4 protein-coding genes are annotated in these 5048 nt (G+C 55.3%); 1 reads left to right on the forward strand and 3 read right to left on the reverse strand.

The genetic code is table 11. The features are described from left to right. Window positions 1–153 precede the first annotated feature (153 nt). Entirely contained in the window at window positions 154–1569 is a 1416-nt protein-coding gene (locus NW857_RS12175) for a phosphoglucomutase/phosphomannomutase family protein (protein ID WP_414369092.1), read from the forward strand. A gap of 79 nt (window positions 1570–1648) precedes the next feature. Here the strand turns inward: NW857_RS12175 and NW857_RS12180 are convergent, their stop codons facing one another. From NW857_RS12180 to NW857_RS12190, 3 genes are all read right to left on the reverse strand, one after another. After that, complete coding sequence (locus NW857_RS12180) at window positions 1649–2371, reverse strand: hypothetical protein (protein WP_414347767.1); 723 nt, start codon at window positions 2369–2371, stop codon at window positions 1649–1651. Window positions 2372–2410: 39 nt separating this feature from the next. After that, entirely contained in the window at window positions 2411–3574 is a 1164-nt protein-coding gene (locus NW857_RS12185; RefSeq protein ID WP_414369094.1) for a hypothetical protein, read from the reverse strand. Window positions 3575–3851: 277 nt separating this feature from the next. Next, on the reverse strand, window positions 3852–5048 hold a 1197-nt coding region (locus tag NW857_RS12190), incomplete at its 5' end, for a hypothetical protein (protein WP_414369096.1).

Consider the following 5048-nt stretch of genomic DNA (forward strand, 5'->3'; position numbering starts at 1 on the left):
GGGGTGAGGGCCTCAGGGAGAGGGGCTGGGGGTGGTCGCGTGAGCGGCACGGAGCGCTTGGGCACCTCAGGGAGAGGGGCCGGGGGTGAGGGCTGGGCGGTCTGGATCTGGCTCTGCCGTGCTATGTGTAGTCGAGGTCGATTTTGGTGAACTATGGCCGGCAACTCTATTCGCTTTGGTACCGACGGCTGGCGAGCCGTGATCGCCGACGGCTTTACCTTTCAGAACTTGGCTATTGCCGCCCAGGCCAGCGCCCAGGTGTTGGCCCGCACCTATCCCGGCGCAGGGATCCTGATCGGCTACGACAACCGCTTTCTCTCTGAACGCTTTGCTGCCCACGCTGCCGAGGTGGTGGCGCGGTTGGGGATCCCGGTTTATCTCTCTGCCTGTCCTGCCCCGACGCCGGCCTTCAGTTGGGCAGCCAAAGAGCGCGGCTGCCATGGAGCCTTGGTGATCACCGCCAGCCACAACCCGCCCCACTATTCCGGCCTCAAAGTCAAAGGCGGCTTTGGCGGCTCCGTGCCCCCGGAGGTCACCGCTGCCATCGAGCAGGAGCTGCACCACCTGCAACCGCTGGGATCCAACTCCGCCCCCATCGAAACCTGGGATCCCTGGCCTGGCTACCTGGCTCAGCTCAGCCGCTTTGTGGATCTGGAAAAGCTCAAAGGCTCCCCGGCCAAGATCTGGGTGGATGTCATGTTTGGCTCCGGGGCTGGGGCCCTCAAGCGCCTCTTGGGGGAGAAGGTAATTGAATTGCAGGCGCATCGGGATCCCCTATTTGGCGGCGTCTCACCGGAGCCGCTGCCGCAAAACCTGCAGACCTCTGCCCAGATCATCGCGGCGGATCCCGCCCCGTTAAAAGTGGGTCTGGTCTTCGATGGCGACGCCGACCGCATTGCCGCCCTCGACGGACAAGGCCGCTTTCTCAGCCCGCAGATCCTCATTCCCATCCTGATCGACCACTTGGCGGGGCGACGCGGCCTGCGGGGCGAAATCGTCAAAACCATCAGTGGCTCGGAGCTATTCGTCAAGGTGGCGGAGCGCTATGGCCTGCCGGTTACGGAAATGCCCGTGGGCTTCAAATACATCGCCGAGCGCATGCTGACCACCCAGGTGTTGCTGGGGGGAGAAGAATCCGGCGGCATCGGCTACCTGGGCCACATCCCCGAACGAGATGCCCTCCTCTCTGCTCTGTACTTGATTGAGGCCGTCACCGAAACCGGGCAAGATCTGAGCGCCCTTTACCGAGCTTTGCAGGAACGGGAAGGATTTAGCTCGGTTTACCAGCGCCGCGACCTGCACCTGGCGGATCAAAACCAACAAGTCAGGCTATTTCAACAGTTGCAGGCGGATCCCCCGTCTGAGATTTTGGGGCAGAAGGTGATTAAGCATTTCGACAAAGACGGCCACAAGTTTACCCTTGCCGACGGCAGTTGGGTGATGATCCGCGGCAGCGGCACCGAGCCCCTGCTGCGGCTGTACTCCGAAGCCAAAACCCCAGAAGCAGTCAATCATCTGCTGGATTGGGCAGCCGGCTTGGCCAACACAACAGCTTCCCACCCCAGATAATCCTTTTTGATTCCCATCTCCCTCAGCTTTATACATATTGGAACTTCTTATGAATATCTTAGGGCTGCTGTAGTTCTTACTACTCGACTTTGATGGCTACGAACTTCTGAGCTGAAATTGGCGGAATCGAAGAATCCGTAACCGTTATCAATGCAGAGAAAGAAAGGCCAATCGGAGGCTGGTTTGCTGCCGCTGGACATTGAACGGAAATGACCCCTGTGGATGTGTCAAAAAAGAAGGGAGGATTAGGTGCTGGCTCGGCTTTGAAAGTGAGTGGGCTTTTAACAGCGCCGGTAATGGTAACAGTTGGAGGCGCAGTGAGCTTCAAGTTAAGGTTAGTGCTACACTTCAAGGAAGTATCCTTATACTGAATTGCAAGAGTGGCAGGTGGTGGAGTCGGCGGCAGAGCTTTGATTGCAACAGGGATCACAGCGCTGAGGTCGGCAGTCAAGAAGTTGGTAGCCGTCGTCAGCGCGGGATTGAGCTTAATGGTCACTGATCCGGCAGCTTCGTTAGGCGTCAGGCGAACAACCTCGAATTCCTGAGGCCCCTTGTTGCCTTCCTTGAAGACCAGCGTGCTGGTCGAAACGGTAAATGGCGCGCCAGGGACAAAAGGATCGGGAGTTCCACTCACATCCAACACAACTTGCCCACCAACTGGAGCTGATGGTTGGAGTGTAACCCTCAGCTTAGCAGAAGTTCCAACCAGAGCTGTGCCAGCAAATTCAACGGAGTCAGGAGCAACTTCAATGCTCGGCGGCAGCTCTTGCTGCTTTAAGGTCACCGCCACAGCAACATTCACCGCTTCCAGAGGTAGAGAACTACTGGCTGGTTTGACTATTTAATTAATTTTAATGCTCACAAGAGCTTGACCAGAAATGGGAGGACTCGAGGAGTCTGTAACAGTTACCAGCGTCGAGAGAGTGGAACCAATGGGAGGTGCACCTGCCTGTGCTGGGCATTGGATAGAGATACCACCATCTTTCGTGTTGAACGTGACTCCAGAAGGCAGAGGAGGATCTGCTGTGTAGGTAAAAGGAGGAAGAACCTTCCCTCTAGTGGTAACTTGGGGAACCACAGTAACTATTTTGCCTAGATTATTCTTACAGTCTACCGAGTTATCATACTTAATCTCAATAGAGCCAACTGCTGACTTGACAGGGATCACAATGTTAATATCTCCTGTTAAGAAGTTACTAGCAGTAGTCAGGGCTGTGTTTAGTTTAACAGTTATGGAGCCAGCAAACACACCATCGGTTAATCGAATAACCCCGAACTGCTGAGATCCCTTATTGCCTTCCTTAAAGATAAGAGTTGAAGGTGAAACAGTGAACGGAGCACCTGGCGCAAAAGGATTAGGGGTTCCACCTATGTCCAGTACAACCTGACCTCCAACTGGAGTTATTTTGAGCTCAACTGTTACATCTTGAGTAGCTCCAATTATGTCATCATCGAGGAACTCTATCGAAGAAGGAGTAACTGTAATACTAGGCGGCTGCTCTTGCTGCTCTAAGGTCACCGGCACGGCAACATTCACGCTGCCCACCGGATAATTGGCAGCGGTTGTGGCCGGGTCGCGGGTAACTGTGATGGTGGCATTGCCCTGCTGTGTAGCCGGGATCAAACGCGTCAGCACAACCTTGGGTGTATCTGTGGATCCCGGTGGAACGACAACTGTTACGAACGAGGCAGCAGTTGTGGAAACGCCCACCACCTGCGGGTTGCTGCTTTCTACCTTCAACACCAAGCTGCCGTTGGCCGGAGGAGCAGACGGCGTAAGCGTGAGAGTTTTTATAGAGCCAACAGTCGTCCCTGAGTCAAACTTAACTTCTGCTGGATCAACGCTAACTTTTTCAACAGGAAAGGGAGTGGGGGGAGGAGGAGGGAAAGGAGTAGAAGGAGCCGGAGTTTCTGCCTTGATGGTGGGGAGAGGAATAGGAGAGGGGATTGGAGGAATGGTTGGGGCTGCAACGGGAGTTTGGATGACAATCGTAGGAGCTGGCAAAGGGATCCCTGGTGGTGCTATGGGAGGTAGGCCCACCTCGGTACCGCCAGTGGGCACGCTAGGAGCCTGAGGGGGAATGATCGGCCCAGGGACAAAGCTGGTGGCGTTCTTGTCCTTGGCTTGCTGGCAGCCAACCAAGCTGGCTGTGGTGAAGAAAACAGTCCCAACACTTCCTAAAGCCCGCAACCAATTTCTTCTGAACTTGATCTTCTTTGCGCTCATTTCGTGCTACCCTCACGTACCAAAATGGATATCACAGACCGGGCCAAAGTCGTCATCAGGGATTAGCCACCAGATTGATGGGAGGAGCTGCACTGGGTAGAGTCTGATTGTTCGACACAAATAGCAGTGGCAAGGTGTAGATCCCAGCAGCTGTTGCCTGAATAGAAACATTGACCTCGCAAGTGGCACCTGCTGCCAAGACCCCCCCCGAAAGACTGATGATCCTCGTCCCCGGTATGGCGCCCACAACTCCTCCGCAGGTATTTGGATTAGCAAGGCCGGCAGGTGTGGAAGGATTGGCAACAGCCACTCCCTCAGGCAAGATCGCCTGGAAGTTCAGACCACTCAAGGGAATGGCCCCAGCCACTCGGTTATCGACCACAAAAGTGAGAGTAACAGGCGTGTTGACCGGCGCTGGATTGGGCAGTAAGAAGCGGGTAAACAAAGGCGACGGCCCTACAGGAACCGGCGTCGGAACAGGGGTAGGGCCTGAAGTCAGCGTAGGTACAGGCGGCAGAGGAGTCGGCGTCGGGGTAGGCGTTGGCTGAGGGAGATTGCCACAGGCTGGAACTCCATTAAGCCGTGAGCCACGAATCTCTGTTCGTTCTTCCTCCCTACTAAAAATTGAGTCGTCAACTCGCAAGACTTGCCCAAAAGCATCTCGGATAGTCAGGATAAAGACAATATCATCCCCAGTTAATTCATCGTTAATCTGGATTTGTCCTTGCGCGTCAAGTCTTCGGACGGGTCTCACTGCTTTGGAAAGAATCCTCAAATCATCAAAAAATCTGGGATCTGTTGGAAATGTATAGCTAAAGTTGAATCCGTTAGCGTCGGTGAACGTGTTGCCTCTTCCAATCAGCAGGTTCCTAAACTGGCTCAGGGCCTCGGGCCGGATTACGCCAGTAACATCCGTTCCGCAAGTGATATTCAAGACCTGAATGTCTACACTCGCAATCACCCCTCGGACAATCAGGTTGGTCAGGTTCACCTTGTAAGAGAGCGAGGCAAACGGCTGGTCAACATCAAAGCCGCCCCCTGACCCAAATTGCGGCGGATCCGGCAGGTCGGGCTGAATGGGCGGCGGCGTGATGGGGGCGAAGTCCGGCCCAGGGCGGAAGGTGATGGGTGTGAGGTTGGGCGAGATCGTGGGAGCCACGGCTACGGGAGGAGGCGTGGATATGTCTCTTATACACATCAACGAGCCCACGCGACGTAGAGGAAGGGGTGGTTGAGGGGTTGTGGGGTGATA

It is taken from the genome of Synechococcus sp. H55.9, from assembly GCF_047462355.1.
Classification (GTDB): domain Bacteria; phylum Cyanobacteriota; class Cyanobacteriia; order Thermostichales; family Thermostichaceae; genus Thermostichus.

Bases quoted from the DNA above. Each gene is read 5' to 3' on its own strand.
- NW857_RS12175 (WP_414369092.1), top strand. From the start codon at position 154: ATGGCCGGCAACTCTATTCGCTTTGGTACCGACGGCTGGCGAGCCGTG.